The sequence below is a fragment of the Nostoc sp. DedQUE08 genome, assembly GCF_034530895.1.
In the GTDB taxonomy this organism is placed as follows: domain Bacteria; phylum Cyanobacteriota; class Cyanobacteriia; order Cyanobacteriales; family Nostocaceae; genus Nostoc.
This window is the reverse complement of record NZ_JAVRCD010000013.1, coordinates 106,218-127,101: the sequence shown is the minus strand read 5'-3', so window position 1 is coordinate 127,101 and position 20,884 is coordinate 106,218. Positions and strand designations below refer to the sequence as shown.

Genomic DNA, 20,884 nt, shown 5'->3' with positions numbered 1-20,884 from the left:
GCTTTGTGTAAGCCCTGTTTAGAAAACGGTCAGATATCTCAAAGCTCTTAGTTGCACTGTCTTTGCGTGCATCTCAACTAGAGATTTTTTACTGGAATTCGCCAACCAAATCCACCATAACTGCATAAGTAAGTTTCACCCACCACTATAGATATGTAGTAACAGGTTACGCGATCAGCCATTACCAAATAAATGAAATGGCCGTTCGGTAACATAACAATTGTTGAAATATCCAAGCTTTTTGGAATTGCAGCAAAGCTATCAAATGAATCAGCGAGATTTATCAGTCAATAAAATAAATATATGGAGAAATATTTCTAGCAAAGGGTATTAATCATTATGAGAGAAAAAAATCTGCTATTGGACTTCTCTCTGTTGAATACTCCCAAAAATCAATTTTTTTTGATTACTCACAATTCCGTCAAGTGAACACTTTAACTGAGTTACAAACAGAGGTAGAAGAATTACACAATTACTGCCAGGAGTTAACAGAGGAAAATAGAAAGCAGGAACAAGAATTCTTAAACAAAAAACTTGAAGAGGGAACCAAAAAACTATCAGCTTTAACTGGACACATCAACACTTTGGCTGCTGAACTAGAAACGGAAATTCTCAAATTTAAGGAAGTTGCTGTTGAGGTTAATTGCAGCTACCACGCAATTCAACAGCTGCCAAACTTTACAGTAATGGGATGTGATAAATCAAGGTTTCATTGGAGGCCTTCAAACATCTGGCAGGTTGATTATTTAGCCATTCCTACTGTAATTAGACTGGGATGTAAATTTGTTTTAACGACCAAATTTATTGATATGTTCAAAAATGAACCAGAAATTGATGTCCAACAAAAGGTAAAAAAGGCAATAAAAAGCCGGGAAGCATTTTTAGAGTGGTTTACAAAGCAACGCCGGGGAAGTCCTGAGTCATAACAATGAAGTGAAAAATAATATCCATAAAAATTAGTGTGGTCAAATACTGGTTGCACTATTGAACAGTCAAGTAAACACTTTTGTAAGTAAGAATAAGGTTTGATATGCTCAACCAACAAAACGAACAACAAAATAAACAACAAAGCGAAACTATCTATCTTGTTGTTGTAAACCATGAGGAACAATATTCCATTTGGCCTAAATGGAAAAATGAAATCCCATTAGGATGGAAAGCTACAGGTAAAGAAGGCTCTAAAGATGAATGTTTAGCGTATGTCGAAGAAGTATGGACAGATATGCGTCCTCTGAGCTTGCGTAAAGTCATGGCAGAAGCAAAAAGATAAACAATTGATGAGTTGAAGAGGGAGTGGGGACAAGCAGCAAAAGTAATAATACCGATTCGTAATTCGTAATGAAGTGGTAGAAGCCAAGAGCGCCCGTACTCAGGTTTTGACTGGATTTCTACCTTTTACATCTGTATCTTTATTTTGGAGAATTGGTATAAGCTACGCTTTTTTCCATCCCCTTTTTTCTCAATCTCCCCCAAATCCCAAGAATGAAATGTTTTGTAGTTGTACCGATGAACACCAAACAATTTTCTAATCCTTGGGTGATGTTCCCCAAGCCAAATCCTCAAGCCAGCCTGCGCCTATTCTGTTTTCCCTATGCAGGTGGTAAAGCGTTAACCTTTCGCACATGGACTAGTAATTTACCGCAGAATATTGAAGTTTGTCCGATTGAACTTCCCGGACGGGGAGTTCGGTTGATGGATAAGCCTTTTACTAAGATGTCGCTACTTACAGAAGCGATCACTTCGGCAATATATCCATATTTGGACAAGCCATTTGCCTTTTTCGGTCACAGCATGGGGACTTTAATCAGCTTCGAGCTTGCTCGTAAGATTCGCAAAAAGTACAGTCTTTTTCCAGCACATCTATTTGTTTCCGGTCGCGGGGCACCTCAGGTTCCTGATGACGTTTCGCCCATCCACGCCTTAAGCGAACCGGAATTTATAGAAGAACTACGCCGTCTTAACGGTACTCCCAAAGCAATTCTGGAGAACAACGAACTCATGCAACTGCTGCTTCCGATGTTGCGGGCAGATTTTACGATGATTGAAAACTATCTTTACCTTCCCGAACCTCCCCTTGACTGCTCTATTACTGCCTTTGGTGGTTTGGAGGACTCTAGAGGTACGCGCGATCGCCTCGAATATTGGCGGGAACAAACGAGTGCTGATTTCTCACTGCACATGTTTCCTGGCAACCACTTCTTCTTACACTCAGCCGAATCGCTGCTTTTTGAGACTCTTTCTGGAAAACTCGCTCCACCTATACCGAAGGTGTTCTCCCAACAGCCAGTAATTTTGGGTTGATTCTTAAACCAGTGAACAGTTTTCAGGCAGATGCTGCTTCGCCAACTTTTTCCCAATAGTATTTAACTTTATTTAAAAATTTATTGCAATTAAATCTATGAGCAAGGTTCCAAAAATTATCCATCAGATTTTTTTCGCAGGTGAAGCAGCGGCTCCAGAAAACTATCGTCGTTATCACCAAACCATCCTCGATCGTCACCCTGATTGGGAACACCGCTTTTGGGATGAGGCACAATGCCGTAATTTAATTAAAGAGAATTATCCTTGGTTTTTGGATGTTTACGATTCTTATCCCTATCGAATTCAGCGTTGCGACGCTATCCGATATTTTATACTTCACTACTATGGGGGATTTTATATTGACATGGATGTTGAATGCCTCAAGCCGATTGATGATTTGTTGGCAAACTTTGAATTGATTCTTTCTAAACTTATTGGCTTTAGTAACGCGATTATGGGCAGCATTCCGAAACATCCGCTTTGGTTGCAAGTTTTCGAGGAAATGCAAAAACGCAAACACCAAAACCAGCCAAATATCGGTTTTTCTTTCAAAAATTCTATGCCTTATTATGTGGGCTACAGCACCGGGCCAATTTTATTGAATCATTGTGTATTGGCTGGCAAATTCCATGAAAGTCAGACAGTTAATGTTTGTCCAGGATACATTTTTGAACCAGGTACCCCGATGGAAATGGATGGTAAAATCTTCAAAAGTGAAGTTACAGAAAAATCTTATACCATCCACCACATGACTAGCCATTGGCTTACCCCACGTTATCGAATATTGAGTAATATTTTTAGTGTTTTTGCAAATTTTTATTGGAGTATTCGTTCTTCACTCCAACCAAATTGAGCCGTTTAAAGCCCTAAAATATTTGGAATTTATACCAGCAGACTAGGCTATTTTTAATTCTAACTCTGGGGTTAACTATGAAACATTGGCAAACACAATTTTAATTAGAAATACCATGTCAATACTTGAGGTTTGCAACCTGCAAAAGACATACCAACAACGTGGAAAGCGAATAGAAGCATTACGTGGGGTATCTTTTAATATCAATGCTGGAGAAGTGCTAGCTTTTCTTGGCCCGAATGGAGCAGGTAAAACAACCAGTATTAAGATGATTGCAGGTTTAATTCAACCCGACTCAGGTTCAGTAAGAATCGCAGGTTGCGATCCCCAGCGCAATCCGCAAGCACTGCGATCGCTCGGTGCAGTACTCGAAGGAAGCCGCAACCTCTACTGGCGGCTGACACCACAGGAAAATCTGGAGTACTTTGGAGTATTGAGAGGTAGCAGCCCAAAAGCAACCCATCAGCAAGCAATGAGGCTGCTAGAGCGATTTGGTTTGATGCACAAACGTCGCACACCAGTTAAAGCACTTTCTCGCGGAATGCAGCAGAAGTTAGCTATTGCAGTAGCTTTAGTTCACAAGCCGCAACTTCTGCTTTTGGATGAACCAACTTTAGGCTTAGATGTTGAAGCTAGTCAGAATGTCAAAGCTTTGGTGCGAGAAGTAGCTCTTGAAGGATGTGCAGTCCTCCTCACAACCCATCAACTTGATTTAGCAGAGGAGATTTCAGACCGGGTAGCCATAATTCAAAATGGCAAGATTATTGCTGAGGAATCAACTGTTGATATTATTAAGCGTTTTTCTGGCTCGACTTATATTATCGAAGTTGAAGGCGAACTAGACCAAATGCAAATCAGCAAAATTGAGGCATTAGGAGCAATCCTTGAGGCTGGACAAATTGTTTATGCTGGAACCAAACAAGGACTGTATCGAGTATTGACACTTCTGGAACCCCTGCCTTTATTATTAGTGAAACAGGAACAACCTGACCTAACTGAAATATTCTTAAAATTAGTGCGAGAACACAATTATGTTTAATCTATTCCAGGCGGAATTTAAACGTATCTGGAAAGAATTTATTCGCTACCCAGTTGATGCAATTAGTGGTATTCTTGTAACCTCTTTCTTTTTTTATGGAATGTTTTTTGGCGCGCACTATATTGCAGGCCCTAACATCCAATTTGGCGATCGACTGGATACAATCCTAGCTGGCTATGTGCTTTGGACACTGGTGGTATTTATTCTCCAAGGTATTGCGATGGAACTACAAGTTGAGGCGCAAACCGGAACTCTAGAACAAATATTCTTGTCGCCATTCGGCACTTTAAATGTCTTATTGATCCGAGCAATGGCAAATCTGACATTATATTTAGTGCTGATAGTGGGTATTCTACTACTCACGATGATTCTTACGGGACGTTACCTACACTTTTCACCCCTTGCCCTTCTGCCGCTGATTACGGTCTTACTAGGAGCTTATGGTATATCCTTAATGATGGCTGGTTTAACCCTACTGTTTAAGCGCATACAGCAACTGTCTGGACTTATTCAGTTCGCACTATTGTTTTTACTTGCTCTTCCCACTGAAACCTGGAATGGATCGCTCCCAAGTATCAGACTAGTATTGCCAATGACTGTAGGTTCAGGTGTTCTTCGTGATTTAATCGCACGCGATCGCGGTTTAGATTTTTCTCTACTTGCTGTTGCTGGACTCAATGGGGTAGTTTATTTCGTTTTGGGTGCCTTTCTTTTTCTTTGGGCCCAAAGAACAGCGAAGCGTCATGCGATTCTTAATGGGTATTGATTTGATTCACTCAAATTAAACAAAAATTATCAATATAGTCATACATATCACTTGGGATGGATTAGGAATTTCTATGAAACTAGAAGATGTTCAAGCAATAGTTACTGGCGCTGCCAGTGGAATTGGGCGTTGTATCGCTCTGGAACTTGCCCGTGCAGGTGCCCTAGTTGTTGGCGGCGATATCGACGTAGATCGTCTTCAAGAATTGGAAGTCGAAAGTGCCAATCTGCCTGGAAAAATCTACGGAGTGCATCTTGACGTAGCCAATGAATCACTGGTGAAAAGCTTTGTTGAATTGGCTTTTGAAAAACTTGGATCTGCTAATACCTTGGTTAACAATGCTGGTATTCTGCGAGATGGTTTACTCGTTTCTTCTGACGAAGAAGGTTGGTTGCGTAAACTGCCAACAGCACAATGGAAGCGAGTAATCGATGTCAATCTCACAGGGCCCTTTTATATGGCGCGAGAATTTGCCGCCGCCGCTATGGATAGAAATATTTCTCAAAGTGTAATTATAAACATTTCCTCCATAACGCGATCAGGTAATCCCGGTCAATCGAATTATAGTGCTTCTAAGGCGGGTCTAGACGCATTAACACGCACCTGGGCGCTGGAATTGGCAAATAGAGGCTTTCGCGTTGGGGGCATAGCTCCGGGATTGACAGAGACACCTATCCTCGGTCATGTATCCAAAGAATCTCAGGCAGATATGATTTCTAAAATACCTTTGGGTCGTATGGGTCAGCCTTATGAAATCTGGCAGGCTATGCGTTTTATTCTTGAGTGCGATTATTTTACCGGAAGAGTCATCGAAGTAGATGGTGGAGCAGAGTTTTAAGAATAGGGAATAGGAATTATACCAATACTGCGTAGGTTTTGCCGAAAAAATAACTTTAATGTAGTTTAGTAGTGAAGTGTACAGTCGAAGAAGTAGTAAGTAGTTGTTTAGTACTTTTTGATTCAAGTGATTTTAAATTTACTCAAGTCAATCAGTTTTTTTCTGCAATTTTCCGAAAAACCCTCCGGTGAAATTGTATAAATAAGCAACTGAAAGTCAGCGTGGATGCAATAAAAGATTAAAAAGTCATTGGCATTGTCAAAAGTTATTAGCTATATCAATGTAGGAGAAATTCCAGATGAAATGTAAGTTACAGATTTTCTTATTATTGTTAAGCTTATTTGCTTCTGTAAGCACTTATACAAATGCAGCAGTTGCACAAGAGATTAATGAAAATTATCAATCAAATAGTGATATTACTGAAAGAGAGGCAAACTTTACAAAAACACCAAAGCCAACAGGTCTAAGTAAAGAACTCCAAGCTTTTTTTAGAAGTCAATATCACTATTGGGATGCACGAGTTTTAGCTAATTATTGGCGACAGTCGCTAGAAGATGCGAAAGCTAGAATTGGCAGAAAAATTCTTTGGGGGAGAAAAGATGTTGCTATCCTAGAACAGTTTCTTTTAGATGCTAGAGTGAAAGCTCTCCAGTCAGTAGGAACAACCCCAAACTCTCTATATAATGAGTCGAATTATAAATACGATGATGCCGCATTACTGGCTAAATTTTGGGGTGATCCGTCACCGGAGGATGCCAAAGTAAGGATTGAACGTAACCTAATTTTGGGAAATGACGAGATTATCGAGGAAGCATTGCAATATGCTCGTACCTCAAAATAGTAAGTTTAGACTAATTTTTAGCAATCATTAATTAAACAGTGATGTCTGAGTTGAATTGGAAAATTGGTTTTGAGATTGAGCTAATGGCACCGCCAGGACTTAGCAGACAGGATTTAGCAGAAGCGATCGCTCAAGAACATAATGGCTTTGTCCATCGCATCTTTTATCCTCAATCTGAACCAAGCCATGTTCCGGGAACTCCCTTGTTTCATAATCTCACCTTAGGGTTTGAGGTTATTGATAGCGAAGGGAATTTAATTGTTCGCTGTGTAGATGATCTCACCCTCCAAGACGACTTAGACAAAACTCAAAAACCGCAGCCAGAATGGTATCGAATTGTGAGTGATGATACCAGACTTTTACAACTGGTCATCTGTCAAGCTGACCCGAAAGCAGCTTCTGGGGAAGTACTTAAACCAATTGCCGATTTATTGGGAGCATCCCAATTTTGAAAAAATAGAAAGAGAAAAATAATTCGCGATGAATTCTCGCGAATAAACAGGGGGACTTAATCTTGCTGCTCTTCCTCCTCCTGTTCTAACCCAGAACGAATATCTAGAAGACATTCATCCAGAGTATCAATGATTCTCTGTATTTCTTCCCAAACAGAGCGTCGAAAAACCGACATCATAGCATCAATATGCTCAGTAGTACCAGCTTTGCCTAAATGTTTATATTTACTGAGTTTTGAAGATGTGGCTCTCTGGAAGCAAGGAGTAGAAGCTTGTAATTTGTAGTACCAATATTTCTTCAGATTTTGACGAACTTGGTAACGAGCTACCCAAGCGCCTGGTGGAGCAAGTGTTCCCTGTCTTAATATCTGTACTTGTTGTTTTTCTAAAGCTGTAATTGCTTTAGTTATCCTCTCAAATCGAGCATTTTTATCAAGTTCCGTATCGTTGATTTTTAGTCTTGGCATACACAGGCATCCCACACTATTCGCGATTATACATCGCGAAGGACAAGGGAAACAGACTGTGTGAGATTAATTACCTATCCCCAGGTGGGTGCGAGGAAACCATTGAGGTAAGAACAACGCAGAGACAGAATTGATGGTATGTTTTCGTACTTCCACTGCGCTCCCACAATTTTCAGTCGCTTATCTATTTGCTTGACTGCTGACTCCACTGCCCCAGAACCAATGGAGCTTAACTGTTCCGCTTGGAAGTACATATAGTTTACTAATCTATTTCGGTGTTTACGTAGATAGTTGCTGAATTGGGTTGCTCCTACACATTTACATTTGTTCAGCTTGGTGATTGCTGCTTCTACAAGTCCTAGCCACAGTTCAGCTTCAATATCTACTAAGAATTTTTTGGTGGCTTGTATTTTATACAGGTTTTCTTTCAAATGATACCAATCTAAAATTTCTTGTCTTCTATCGGTGTCAGCTATTTCTGAAAACAGATTCCATATCCCATCATGTCCATCTCCTAACCAGTAAAGTGTTTTACCGATGTTTTGACTATTAACCCAGTTGGTGAGGGAAAGATTATCCTGAAAAAATGCTCCGTAATATATTCCCTGTAATCTGCCTGTTTTATACTCTTTCCAGTACGCTGGTTTTCCTTTTTCTTGTGAGCGTATTCTGACTTTTCCTCCATCTAGACAGACTTCTGTTAATTTCTGTTTGACATTCGGTGGGGATGTATCCAATTTCTGCACTTGGCGATGATAGGTGCTATGACCTACTTCTATTCCGGTCATCCGGTCATCACCAGTAGGTCTTTTTCTGCATTTTGGAACGATTCGTTTGCTGCTAGTAATAAACAGCACTTTTCTAGTAATGGGCTAAATCGCCTATATGGCTCAATCCCCATTCTTGCCGCTTGTTGTTTGGTGATGATTATTCTCCCAAGACAACTTCTTATGGTTCGGCTGCGTCCTCTTGTTGTTCCCGTTTTTTCTCCGACAAAAAAAAGGCGATTTTTGGGCTGACGTGTTCTAATACTTGGTCTCTAACGGCTGTTTCGATTCCTTCAAAGGTTTCGATTTTTGAGGGGGGCGTGTTTTTATACAGGATTTTGGCGATGGCTTTTACGTGTGCATCTAATTCTTTTTTCTCTTCTGGGGTCATTGGCCTTTCTACTAGGGATGGAACACAAATAATTCTCGCGAATTCTTGCGTTGATGTACAGTCCCCCTTTTATTCGCGATAAACAATCGCGAATATTTTGTCCTTCTCCCCATCTCTTTGCAAAATTGGGATGCTCCCAAATAGCTGCTCTGCGCCAAGTGTGGGGATTTTACTCTGTTGATAGCATATGATGGTGTTCCGCCCTCTAAGAGCGATGCCTACGGTGGTCATTGAGCTTGTCGAAATGCGGTAAACTACGCACCTCACCCAGTATCATCCCAAAAGTTGAGCTGATTGACACCCTATTAGGGACTTAATTGTAATAAGGTTACTTATAAAAAGCGAAATTATGATTAAAATTGTCTGTAAAAATGTGATTTGGGGATTTTTGGCTGTACTAATTACCATACTTGTTTCAGGTACAATCCAGACTTGGGCAGCAAACCCCAATTTAGATGGCAACTCACACCCCACACGACTCACAGTGAATGAATGCATTGCAGATGTAAAAGAAATCACAGATTGGGACGAGAAAAAAGTATTGGACGCAGCTCGTAAGATTTGTGAAAGCCGCCAGTCACACGCCAAACAAAAGGCGCGGTTTTTAGCATCTTTGAAGAAACTACAAGAGCAAAATTATAGAAGATTTGACGAACATTTACCCACAGCTATTGAAGATTCATGGACAATTGTGAAAAGTTGCATTGATTTCAAAGAGGGATTTACATCTTCCCACAATGTAGCTGTGTTGTCAGTACCAGAGAATGTTCGTAGCAGTTGTTACTCGTTAGGTGCTTCTTTGGTAGAATCCGCCCCTTTAATCAAACGCAGTGAGTAGACGATAATGTTTATCCTCCTATCTGCTTTCTGGGCGATCGCTGGAAAGGCAACTTTTCCTCACTTTATTTTCTTTGGTTAGCTATGATACTTGCTTGATAAGTCACCTGTGAGAACAAATTTTGCTTTACGCGATCGGCTGGAGATGGGTCGAGAATTACCGGGAAATCTCGCTCACAAGCAGCATTCATCGTAACTTCAACAATGAATGGCGCAATCTCGTAATCGACGACTAGTACTGAACCAGAAAGCGCATTGGCGATCGCATCTCGGACAATGGCAATATCCTCCTTTGTCCAGATGTTATTTGCGTTTCCAGCCAAAATAATTCCCGCGACCCGATCACGGTGAGACAACTTATCAGAGTTCTGGACGGCTAGTAGGACGCAAGGCACTCGTCACAGGCGGCGATTCTGGCATTGGTCAGGCAGCGATCGCCTTTGCGCGTGAAGGTGCTGATGTTGCGATCAACTATCTCCCTGCTGAGGAGCCAGATGCCCGCGAGGCGATCCAACTGATTAAGGCAGCAGGACGCAAGGCGGTGGCGATTCCCGGCGATATTCGGAACGAAAACTTCTGCAATCAACTCGTCGAATCCGCCGTGCGTGAACTCGGTGGACTCGATATTCTGGTTAACAATGCTGGTAAACAACAATCTGTTGACTCAATTCTCGATCTCACGACCGAACAGTTTGACTCAACGTTCAAGACAAATGTCTACGCGATGTTTTGGATCACCAAAGCTGCTGTGCTGCACCTCAGTCCCGGTGCGAGCATCATCAATACCTCCTCAGTCCAAGCCGAATGGCACTAAGAAAAGCTAAAACACTTGTAGTTTAAGTGGTTGAGATAAAGCTTATATAGGAGAAGAATTTATTACCACACTTTACAAGAAGCCCAAAAAAGCCGAACTTTCAGAAACTCAAAGCGCCTGGAAGAATGTAGAGGTCATTGCAGAGGCGGCGATCGCGTAACGCCCGCTAAAAGTGCGATCGCAACTTCGGTACAAGTCCACAATCTCGTTTCCCGGCAATGGCAATCAAGAGTAGTGCAGGACTACTCTCAATACTTTAGAACTAGCCCTTTCAAGGTGTGTGATTTTGCAGCTTTTTCTGGTTTAGAATCTTAACAGTTGAGACATGAGGCTTGTTCTTGAGATAAGTTCGTTTAGGTTGAGCTTTCTTAGGATCTCGCAGATGACGGCGAAAAGTTCTCAGTTTGACAAGGCCTGCCAGATGTTTGAGAGTTTGCGATAATTCTGAGAAGGTCATGTTCTGAAAAACACACCACTCATTAGGGGGAATGGCAATCATCATTCCTCTGTAAGTACCTTTAATTTCGTCGGCTAAATAGTAGCTGGAAATTTCGGCTTCTATCTTCTCGGTTCCATGAAAACTTCTCAGGGCTGCCTGAACGGTAGACAGAATGTTATAGGCGACTAAAGCGATGCAGAAGGTAAACAAAGCCGCTTTTGGATAGCCTAGCGTATTAATCTCGCAGCAGAGATTTTCTGTCAGAACTTGGAATAAGATTTCGAGTTTCCAACGTTTGCGGTACATTTGGGCTACAACTAAAGCATTTGCTACCTCAAACGGCAGATTTGTCAGAATAAAAATTTCTCTGTCCCCGTCACGATTAGGCTGCTTCAAGCAGACCTTAATTCGTCGTGCCTTTAACAGTTGACCATCATCAGCACTCAAGATAATGTTTTGCTCAAATACAGTACCACTATCGCTTTGACCTACTAATCGGAAATCATCGGTTGCTTGCCAAGGCAGACTTTGATGCTGTCGGATAATAAAATAGCCAAGACCTGCGGCAACACCGAATAAGAACTTGAGCGTACAAAAATTCCGGTCTGCAATCCAAACGTCATCTTCTTCAACAGTTGGTAGTACCTCGTCAAACAAAGAACGCTCTTGGGCATGACCATCTTCACAAGGAAATACATCTACTGCCAGCATTAAACTTGGGTCAAGTACGACCAATGATTGCCCTGGTAACGGGGCGCTACTAATTTCACGTAATGGTTTTAAGCGGTGTTCGGTCGCCGCGATCGCATTACCATCAATAATTTTTACTCGATATCCTGGTAGCAAATCCGGCATTGTTGCATTGAGGTGTCGAATTGTCGCTTCCATTTGACCAGCAACCTCTCTGACTAGCTCCCCACCGGTACTCGGTTCAATACCGTTGATTTTATTGTAGACCGAGGTAACTGAAACACCTATTTTTTCCACTGATGCTTGGTGTGCTGCGTGTACTGATGGATGAACTCCGCAGACCACAAGGCTCATCAAATTAACTACTGTGGAGAATAATAGCTCACGAGTGTACTGGGTTTTGGCACTACGTTCAAACAGTTCATCTATGATTTGGGGACATAGTGCTTTCTCTAAAAGCCCACGAACCATCACCGATACTGGGCTTTCTGTGACAAAACGCTCAAATACCTGCCCTAGCAACATTTTTTTTCTCCACCCAACAGATTTGCACCTCTTTTTACCAAACTACAAATCAGCCCATCACACAACACCTTGAAAGGGCTAGTATAACTTAACACTGCCACCATATTTTGTTACAACTTCAGTGTCAGGATAGATTTTCACTGAGGGCGCTATATAACAAGCGACGTAACCTAATCGTATTTGTTTTGTCTTTCTACCTATCTCCTAATTAGGTAAAAATATCTACTTGTTTGCGCTGATGAAAACTTGCTAATTTTTTTGAAGTGAGGAAAAACCTTCAAAGTTTATTGTCGCAAACATTTTTTTAATTAGTATTACCCAGCAAAATTTCTTGAATAGCTGCGGTCAAGTCTTTGACATAAGGTTCTTTCATCAGACTCTCATGCTCTCCGATGATGCTGCAAACGCGCACCTGCTTGCTAGTTAATTTCTGCCAACCTGCACTGTCATCAGTGGGAAACTGTTGTGTGAGTGCAACAGTTTTGAACAGGGATAGAAGAGATTTAATTGGTTTTGGTTGATAGCAAAGACTCGCTTGCGTGTTGGCTTTGAAAACGTTAAGCAATCCCTGCACGAGATTCTTTCCAGAATTAGGAGGAACGATTTCATGATATTGCAACACTTGCAACACATGCTCAAATCGTTGTTGTGTATCTAAAACTGCAAGTTCCTCAGAGGAAACATTTACAGATTCGTTAAAGTGAAGTCCAATCTGTTTCACCATAAAGGCAAGGAGAGCAGCTTCGTCATCTAACGATGCCTCTTTTTCCATGTCGGGTAAGGGGGGATGGGTATCGATAATTAAAAGATTTTCAATTTTTTCTCCTGCGGCTTCCAATTGAGATGCTATTTCAAAGGCAACGAGTCCGCCAAAAGAGTAACCCCCCAGCAAATAGGGGCCGTTTGGAACTATTTCTCGCATCGCTTTAATGTAAGTAGAAGCCATTGCCTCAATGGAATCTAAAGGCTGTTGTTCGCCATCTAAACCAGGTGCTTGGAAGGCGTAAAGCGGTTGTTTTTTGCCGAAAATGCTTGCAAAAATTGAGTATGACAAGGCATAACCGGCTCCTGGATGTACGAGAAATAGAGGCAAGCGATCGCCTTTAGGTTGCAAGGTCAGTAAAACATCGGCATTACTCGGTTTGCTCCCGCCTTCTAAGTGGAGGGCAATCTTTTCTACGGTTCCCTCACGGAAAAAGCTGACGACCGGAAGGCTGTACCCTAATTGCTTTTCGATTTGGGCTATCAAACGGATCGCCAACAGAGAATGACCACCCAGTTCAAAGAAATTATCAGTAACACTAATCAAACTCACCTGAAGTGCTTCTTCCCACAGTTCCACCAATTTATGTTCTAACGGTGTGCGAGGTGGAATCCGTTTGCTCAAGCGTGCTTTCCCATCAGCGCTTGGCGCAGGCAATATTTTTCTGTTAACCTTACCGTTGGGCGTTAAAGGCATAGCATCTAAGAACACAAATGCTGACGGCACCATGTACTCAGGCAACTTTTCTTTCAAAAACTGACGCAGTGCGATCGCGGTAGGTGGATTCAGATGGGGGACAACGTAGGCGACAAGCTGCTTGTTACCTGGTTGGTCTTCCCGATCAATAACTGTTATTTCCCGCACATCTGGATGCTGGCTCAACAAAGTTTCAATTTCTCCTAGTTCGATCCGGAAACCGCGAATTTTTACCTGATTGTCAAGGCGGTTCAAAAATTCAATCTTGCCATCGGGTAGATAGCGGGCTAAGTCCCCTGTTTTATAAAGGCGGGTACCCTCTTGATCGCTAAATGGGTTAGGGATGAACTTGGATGCTGTTAAATCCGGGCGATCGTAGTAGCCTCTAGCCAAACCAACACCGCCAATATATACCTCGCCTGGAATACCGATCGGAACGGGTCGCAGTTCTCGATCTAGCAGATACACGAGTAAGTTTTGTAATGGTTTCCCAATCGGAATCTCTCGCCCATCCACTTCTAACTCCGACAAATTGCAGATGGTTGCCGATACTGTAGCTTCCGTAGGGCCGTATTCGTTCACCAGTTGGGGATATTCACCCACACACTTTTTCCAGGCATTTACTTGTTCTGGAAGTGCTCGCTCACCTCCAATCACGACCAGACGCAAGGACTCAGGTAGCAGTAAATTTCCGAGTGCTAATTCAAAAGTCACTTGCTGCCAGTATGCTGTTGGCAAATCCAATACCGTCACGCCATAATCCCGGCAGTTTTGCATGAAAGTTGCTACGGAACTCAACATTTCATTGGTACGCAATACTAACGTTCCGCCGGATATCAAGCAAGAATAAATTTCCGCAACTGCGACATCGAAACTAATAGATGCAAACTGGAGAAAACGCTCTCCACTGCTGAACCCACATTCCAGAATCCGCCCCTGCGTATAATTTACTAAAGACTGATGTTGAATCATTACTCCCTTGGGCTTGCCAGTAGACCCAGAGGTGTAAATAAAATAAGCCAAATTATCGGGATTAACCTGACTAACTAGATTCTCCTTACTTTCCTGAGAAATTTCTTGCCAGCTTGTATCTAAGAAAACTACATGTCCTTGATATTCGGGTAGTTCTGGTTGCAAATAATTCTGAGTTAACAACATCGACGCTTGGGAATCCTCTAGCATGAAGGTCAAACGTTGCTGGGGTAATTGCGGGTCTAAAGGCAGATAAGCCCCGCCAGCTTTCAGGATTCCCAACAGCCCTACAATCATTTCTAAAGAGCGCTCCATGCAGATACCCACCAGCACCTCTGGCCCTACGCCCAAGGATTGCAGGTAGTGCGCCAAATGATTTGCTTGCTCGTTTAACTCTCGGTAGGTAAGCTGTTGCTCGTTAAATACTGCTGCTACAGCCTCTGGTGTCTGTTGCACCTGAGTTTCAAACAACTGATGAATACATAAATCTTGGGAATAAGACCTCTGAGTTTCGTTCCATCCCACCAACAACTGATGTTGCTCGCTTGCTGGCAGTAAAGGTAATTCTGTAAGATGCAACTGAGGATTGGCGACAATCGCTGCAAGCAAAGTCTGAAAATGCTTCTCCAGCCGCTCAATAGTTGCTGGTGCAAACAAATCAGTATTATATTCCCATGCGCCCTCAAGTCCCTTTTCTGTCTCCATCATCGACAGAGTTAAATCAAACTTGACGGTGACGCCTTCCATTTCCAAAGGAGTCAGCCTGAGATTGGGCAGTTCCAAATTTCCGATCGGTGCATTCTGCAAGACAAACATCACCTGGAACAAAGGGTTATGGCTCAGGGAACGCTCTGGCTGAAGCTCTTCAACCAGTTTTTCAAAAGGCAAATCTTGATGGGCATAGGCTGATAAGGTTTTCTGTTTAATCTGCTCCAGCAACGCTGTAAACGACGGATTGTCTCTGACATCGGTTCTGATAACTAGAGTATTGACAAAAAAGCCAATTAACTGTTCGATTTCTTTACGGTTACGGTTAGCAATCGGGGTTCCAACTAACAAGTCGTGTTGTCCAGAATAACGCATCAACAGAGTTTTAAACACCCCTAACAATCCCATGAACAGGGTAGCGCCTTGAGATTCACAGAACTGCTTAAAGCCTTCATAGTTTTTGTGGTCTACCACGAAAGGAATTTCACGACCCTGATAAGAAGCGATCGCCCGACGGGGATAATCAGTTGGCAATTCTAAGGGTTCTAATTCTCCGGCGAGTTCCTGCTTCCAATAATCTAGTTGCTGTGGGAGTTGAGTTTTCTCAAAGGTAGTGCGCTGCCAGCTGGCAAAATCGCCGTATTGTAGAGAGAGTGGTGATAAAGGTGATTCCTTGCCTGTAGAAAATACTGGATAAATCGCAGACAATTCCTGCACCATTACTCCAAATGACCAAGCATCGGAAATAATATGATGCATCACCGCTACAAACACATGGGCATCCTCGGCCAACTTATAGAGATAGACGCGAAGCAAGGGCCCAGTTTGAAGATTAAACGGACGCACCGACTCCGATATCACTGCTTGTTTGAGTATCTCTTCTTTGTCTTGCAAGTGGCTGAAATCGGTAATCGACAGCGATATATCATTTGATTCGTTGATAATTTGCACGGGATTACCACTGGCATCCTGAGAAAATTTTGTGCGTAATACCTCATGCCGTTGGACTATCTCCTGCAAACTGCGCTCAAACGCTTGTTGATTTAAACATCCGTCCATGCGGAACCCTACCGCAATGTTATAAGCAGGATTATTCGCCTCTAACTGGTCGAGGAACCACAGTCTTTGCTGAGAAAAAGAGAGTGGTAAGTTGTCACGTTGAGCAATTTTTGGGATCTGAACGTTCTGATTTGTCTGATTCTCCGTCTTAATAGCAAGCAAATCAATTTGTTCAGCAAGACCAACGAAGGTAGGATATTCAAAAATTGTTCGCAAAGGTAAGGCTAAATTAAATTCTTCCCGAATTCGAGAAATCAGTTTCGTCGCCAGTAGGGAATGTCCGCCCATTTGGAAAAAATTGTCCGTTAGTCCGACGCGCGACCCTCCAAGTACATCGTTCCACATTTTACTTAAGCGTTCTTGGGTGGCGGTTGTTAATTTAACATCAGAATCCTTGGCAATTGTCTCTACAAGTTCTGGTGCAGGTAAAGCACGTCGGTCTAATTTGCCGCTTGGAGTCATGGTCAGCTTCTCCAGCAGCACAAAGGTGGCAGGGATCATGTATTCTGGAAGTTCTTCCCGTGCATATTGCTGGAGTTCGGGAATCAGCGCCTTGGCAAAACGGGCTTTCAAGGGATTTACCCAATATAATTGCGTTGGTTTTAGGGGGGCGCTATTTTGGGTAATAGGCATCATAGGTTTTGTCCCGTTTGCAGCATAGAAGCAAACGTCAAAAGAATTAGCACCAAAATCTTTTGAGTAGCTAATTGTGACTTGACAACCTGCTTGTTGAGCAAGTTGATAGAATTTTTGCGGGTCAACAGCTGTTTCTGGATTCAGCTTGTTCAACAACTCCCGCAGTTCGCCGACTGTAGCGACTCCGTTATTTTCCTGATACCACTGTAAAATAGTTTCGTCTTCAAACAGACGAGCATTGGGGACACCCCGCCAAGCAATGGGCAACTCTAGCCCCTTGATTGATTGCAGATTTCCTTGCTTCCAGTCTTCCCAGACAGGTTCAAATGTATGAGCTTTTGCAAAACTGCCTTTTTTGTGAAGAACCACATCGTAACGGTATTTAGTTAGCTCATTATGTGCGGTTTCTGCTTTGAGGTGAACTTCCACCCTTTCTAGATTTGGCAAAACCTGCGGTAGATTTACAAAGAAGGCTGGATCGAGAACGAGTTCGTTTTCTTTTTGAGTAACTCGTCGAACTAAGGCGGCAAAAGCTTCTCGGTCAGTTTCAGCCGCAGCTTGGAAACAAGCTATACTGGCGTGAAAAGCGTTTAGAGTCGGCAGGTGGCGATTATCGCCGATAAATAAACTTCCTCCAGGAGCTAGCGCTTGTAATGCTTCGGCAATCACTTGCTGGAAGTATTCAATCGAGGCAAAATACTGCGCTACAGAGTTAATAATAATCGTATCAAAATAGCCAGAAGGAATATTTGCAAAATCCTTTGCTTCCTGATGGAACAAGCGAACATTGCTTAAAGAGTGTTTCTGAGTGAGATTTTCTAGACGAGCGATCGCCTGTTGGGAAAAGTCTGTCGCCCAATAATATTCAACATCAGGCGCAACATTGAAAAGAATCATCCCAGTACCGCATCCAATTTCTAAGACGCGTTTTGGAGCCAAGGTTTGAATGCGTGTTAAAGTATTGTTTAGCCACTCGCGCATTTCTGGCGCAGGAATAGGTTGACCGTCATAGCTGTTGTTCCAACCAATGATATTAAAAGCTGCATCAGCTTCGGTTTCACTAGCGCTATAGTTTTCGTCAAAAGTATATTGCCATTCTTGAGTTTGCTCCCGCGTTAAGTTTTCATAATCGGGTATTTTCGCCAAATCAGTCTCAGGCACGATGTAAGCAACCAGTCGCACATCTTCTTGACTTTCTTGTTGGGTAATTACGCAAGCTTCTCGCACACCCGGATGACGCTGCAAAAGCCCTTCAATTTCACCCAATTCGATCCGAAAACCGCGTATTTTAACTTGGTGATCGTTACGCCCCAAATATTCGATTTCTCCGTTGTGCAGATATCGCGCTAAATCACCGGTTTTGTAGAGACGGTTATTTTCTTGCGGGTTGGCGGGGTTGACGATCATCCTCTCTGCGGTTAATTCCTCGCGGTTAAAATAGCCCCGCGCCACACCTGCACCACCAACATAAATTTCACCAACTACCCCCAAAGGAACTGGTTGTCTATAAGCATCGAGAATATAAAAAGATAGATCCGGAATAGGTTTACCGATAACACTTCCCAAACGCTTCTTGACATCGTTCCAGCGAATCGGACGATAAGTAACGTGAACAGTGGTTTCCGTAATCCCATACATATTTACCAATAGGGGAAAATCATCGCTGTGACGTTCAAACCACGGTTCCAAACTTGACAAATCCAAAGCTTCGCCACCAAAAATTACATAGCGTAAATTTAATTCGCTTTCTCGACAAATGATTTCTTCAGCTTGGATCAATTGGCGGAAAGCCGATGGTGTCTGGTTTAAAACTGTTACTCTGGCGTCAATAAGTAAGTTGTAAAACTCTTCTGGCGATCGACTCACTAAATAGGGGACAATAACCAAACGTCCGCCAAACAACAACGCCCCCCACATTTCCCAAACAGAGAAATCAAAAGCGTAGGAATGAAACAGAGTCCACACGTCTTTTTCGTTAAAGTGGAACCATTGTTCGGTTGCCAACATCAAACGTACAACGTTGCAATGGGTGACAACAACTCCTTTGGGTTTGCCAGTTGAGCCGGAAGTGTAAATTATATAAGCGGCGTTATCTGGATTGAGATTAACTTTTGGATCGGTAGCCTTTTCCTGAGCAAGTTCCGCTTCACAATTATCAATAAAAACTAGATCGGCTTGGTGTTTTGGTAGTTGCGTCTCAAATTCTACCTGTGTGAGCAAAACTGACACCATGCTATCCTCAAGCATATAGGCGACACGCTCCGCAGGATAATCCGGGTCAAAGGGAACGTAAATACCACCAGCCTTTAGTACTGCTAAGATAGCTACCATCAAATCCAAAGAACGAGACATCCACAATCCCACTCGTGATTCAGGTTTCACACCCAAACGGATGAGATAATGTGCCAGTCGATTAGCTCGTTGGTTTAATTCTGCGTAGGTTAGGGATTGATTCTCAAAAATCAGCGCCGTTTTGTTTGGACGCGAAGCCGCCTGTTGGCTAAAAACTTCATGCAAACAGAAATCTACTGGAAAACTCTCAGGCGGGTTTGCAGGCATCAACTGAGCGTATTCTTCGTTTGAGAGAACCGCTAATTGAGTTATCGGCACATCAGGTTGCGTCACTAAATTTTCCAGCAAATTACAAAAGTGACGCGCGATTTGTTCTACTGTTTGCCGTGTAAATAAATCAGTATTGTATGAAAAAACACCACTGAGATTATTTTCACTTTCTGAGATAAAAAGTTCCAAATCGAAGCGGGCGGCATCTTGACTTTTGATCGGAGTTACAGTCAAGTTCCCCGCTTGAAAATGAGGTTTTGGGGCATTTAGTAGAGTAAAAGCAATTTGAAATAGCGGGTTGATACTGGTGTTTCGTTCAACATTTAATCTATCTACGAGTGCTTCAAAAGGCACTTCTGAATGTTCAAAACTTTCCAGAACCGTTTCTTTTACTTTTCTTAAAAGAGTACGAAAACTAGGTTCTCTCGATAAGTCGGCGCGAATTACCAACATATTGACAAAGAAACCGATGAGTTTTTCCGCATCGATTCCTGGACGGTTAGCGATAGAAGTTCCCACGGGGATATCTTCCTGTCCGCAGTAACGCCCAAGCAGAACCCCAAAAGCAGCCATGAGGGTCATGAAGAGGGTAGCATCTTCTTGTTGGCTGAAATTGCGAATAGTCTGTGTCAGGGAAACAGGGATGGAAAAACTGACTAAATCTCCTTTAAAGGATTGTAAACGCGGTCGGGGAAAGTCAGTAGGAAATTGCAGAACGGGTAAATTTTTGAGTTGTTTTTCCCAATAGGCAAGTTGTTCGTCTAAAACCAAATTATTAATTTTCTCTTGTTGCCAAATAGCATAATCTGCATATTGGATATTCAGTTCTCCAAGGGCAATGACATCACCCTTGACAGCTAAATGATAAAGAGAAGCCAGTTCTTCAATAATCACGCCTATTGACCAACCATCAGCGATAATATGATGAAGGGTGAGAGCCAAAACATATTGTTCTGGTGCTAGTCGTAAAAGTTTGGTTCTGATTAACGGGCCTTTTTCCAAGTTAAAGGAATATTGTGTCTCCGAGCTAGCTACAACAGAGATTTGTTTTTCGATTTCAGCTTCAGCAATATCGCTCCAATCTTCCAAAATTAAATCCGCTAAAATATTTGGATGAATCCGTTGCCAAGGTTCACCGTCAATTGCCGTAAATGTAGTGCGAAGGCTTTCATGTCGCTGCTGCAATTGTCTAAAAGCTTGTTGCAAAGCCTCTATTTGCAGCGAACCATCTAAACGGAATATAGAACAAATATTATAAGCAGAAGAAGTAGGTTCCAATTCATGAAGGAACCACAAGCGTCTTTGTTGAAAAGAAGCCGGAGTTTCTGTAAGAGCGCGTTTTTTAATGAGAAATTTGTCTTCTTCGTGGTTAATACCTTCTTGTTCTAGAAGCAATTCTAAAAGTTCAAAATCGTTTGTTTCTAAATAATTCATAATGAATATAACTTAATCTTTGTGGTGGACTTGA

Annotated in this window: 14 protein-coding genes and 2 pseudogenes; 11 read left to right on the top strand and 5 right to left on the bottom strand. The window is 42.3% G+C overall.

Going from position 1 to position 20,884, the window contains the following annotated elements:
- The first annotated feature begins 425 nt into the window (after window positions 1–425).
- The 9 genes from RMY64_RS11505 to RMY64_RS11465 all read left to right on the top strand — a co-directional run bounded on the left by RMY64_RS11505 (window position 426) and on the right by RMY64_RS11465 (window position 7,090).
- A complete protein-coding gene (locus RMY64_RS11505; protein WP_322700118.1) occupies window positions 426–926 on the top strand; it encodes a hypothetical protein in 501 nt (166 codons plus the stop codon).
- Between the two features lie 104 nt (window positions 927–1,030).
- Complete coding sequence (locus tag RMY64_RS11500; protein ID WP_322700117.1) at window positions 1,031–1,270, top strand: MbtH family protein; 240 nt, start codon at window positions 1,031–1,033, stop codon at window positions 1,268–1,270.
- A gap of 236 nt (window positions 1,271–1,506) precedes the next feature.
- The gene (locus RMY64_RS11495) at window positions 1,507–2,301 is read left to right on the top strand and encodes a thioesterase II family protein (RefSeq protein ID WP_322700116.1); all 795 of its coding nucleotides are present in this window, start codon (window positions 1,507–1,509) and stop codon (window positions 2,299–2,301) included.
- 97 nt (window positions 2,302–2,398) lie between these two features.
- Complete coding sequence (locus RMY64_RS11490) at window positions 2,399–3,154, top strand: glycosyltransferase family 32 protein (RefSeq protein ID WP_322700115.1); 756 nt, start codon at window positions 2,399–2,401, stop codon at window positions 3,152–3,154.
- Between the two features lie 115 nt (window positions 3,155–3,269).
- Window positions 3,270–4,193: an ABC transporter ATP-binding protein gene (locus tag RMY64_RS11485; RefSeq protein ID WP_322700114.1), complete on the top strand. Its 924-nt coding sequence runs from the start codon at window positions 3,270–3,272 to the stop codon at window positions 4,191–4,193.
- Window positions 4,186–4,959, top strand: coding sequence for an ABC transporter permease (locus RMY64_RS11480; protein ID WP_322700113.1), 774 nt, complete (start codon window positions 4,186–4,188; stop codon window positions 4,957–4,959). The genes RMY64_RS11485 and RMY64_RS11480 overlap by 8 nt, the downstream gene beginning before the upstream one ends.
- Before the next feature lie 73 nt (window positions 4,960–5,032).
- A complete protein-coding gene (locus tag RMY64_RS11475; protein ID WP_322700112.1) occupies window positions 5,033–5,797 on the top strand; it encodes an SDR family oxidoreductase in 765 nt (254 codons plus the stop codon).
- A 298-nt stretch (window positions 5,798–6,095) separates the two neighbouring features.
- Entirely contained in the window at window positions 6,096–6,638 is a 543-nt protein-coding gene (locus RMY64_RS11470) for a hypothetical protein (protein WP_322700111.1), read from the top strand.
- A 41-nt stretch (window positions 6,639–6,679) separates the two neighbouring features.
- Entirely contained in the window at window positions 6,680–7,090 is a 411-nt protein-coding gene (locus RMY64_RS11465) for an amidoligase family protein (RefSeq protein WP_322700110.1), read from the top strand.
- A gap of 56 nt (window positions 7,091–7,146) precedes the next feature.
- Here the strand turns inward: RMY64_RS11465 and RMY64_RS11460 are convergent, their stop codons facing one another.
- Window positions 7,147–7,557 (bottom strand): transposase, encoded by a 411-nt coding sequence (locus RMY64_RS11460; RefSeq protein ID WP_322700109.1) that lies wholly within the window; start codon window positions 7,555–7,557, stop codon window positions 7,147–7,149.
- Between the two features lie 74 nt (window positions 7,558–7,631).
- Window positions 7,632–8,715: pseudogene (locus RMY64_RS11455) on the bottom strand (ISKra4 family transposase).
- 349 nt (window positions 8,716–9,064) lie between these two features.
- On the opposite strand from RMY64_RS11455, the gene RMY64_RS11450 reads away from it, so the two are divergent.
- Complete coding sequence (locus RMY64_RS11450) at window positions 9,065–9,553, top strand: hypothetical protein (protein ID WP_322700108.1); 489 nt, start codon at window positions 9,065–9,067, stop codon at window positions 9,551–9,553.
- Window positions 9,554–9,617: 64 nt separating this feature from the next.
- Here RMY64_RS11450 and RMY64_RS11445 read toward each other — a convergent pair whose 3' ends face one another.
- On the bottom strand, window positions 9,618–9,875 hold the full coding sequence (locus tag RMY64_RS11445) for a hypothetical protein (protein ID WP_322700107.1): 258 nt from the start codon (window positions 9,873–9,875) through the stop codon (window positions 9,618–9,620).
- Window positions 9,876–9,952: 77 nt separating this feature from the next.
- Between RMY64_RS11445 and RMY64_RS11440 the strand changes: the two are divergent.
- Window positions 9,953–10,366, top strand: a pseudogene (locus RMY64_RS11440) (SDR family NAD(P)-dependent oxidoreductase); the annotation flags it as partial.
- A gap of 271 nt (window positions 10,367–10,637) precedes the next feature.
- Here RMY64_RS11440 and RMY64_RS11435 read toward each other — a convergent pair.
- Both RMY64_RS11435 and RMY64_RS11430 read right to left on the bottom strand, forming a co-directional pair.
- Window positions 10,638–12,020 carry a transposase gene (locus tag RMY64_RS11435; protein WP_322700106.1) on the bottom strand — a complete coding sequence of 461 codons (1,383 nt, stop codon included), beginning with the start codon at window positions 12,018–12,020 and terminating at the stop codon, window positions 10,638–10,640.
- A gap of 304 nt (window positions 12,021–12,324) precedes the next feature.
- A complete protein-coding gene (locus RMY64_RS11430) occupies window positions 12,325–20,850 on the bottom strand; it encodes a non-ribosomal peptide synthetase (RefSeq protein WP_322700105.1) in 8,526 nt (2,841 codons plus the stop codon).
- Window positions 20,851–20,884: the final 34 nt, after the last annotated feature.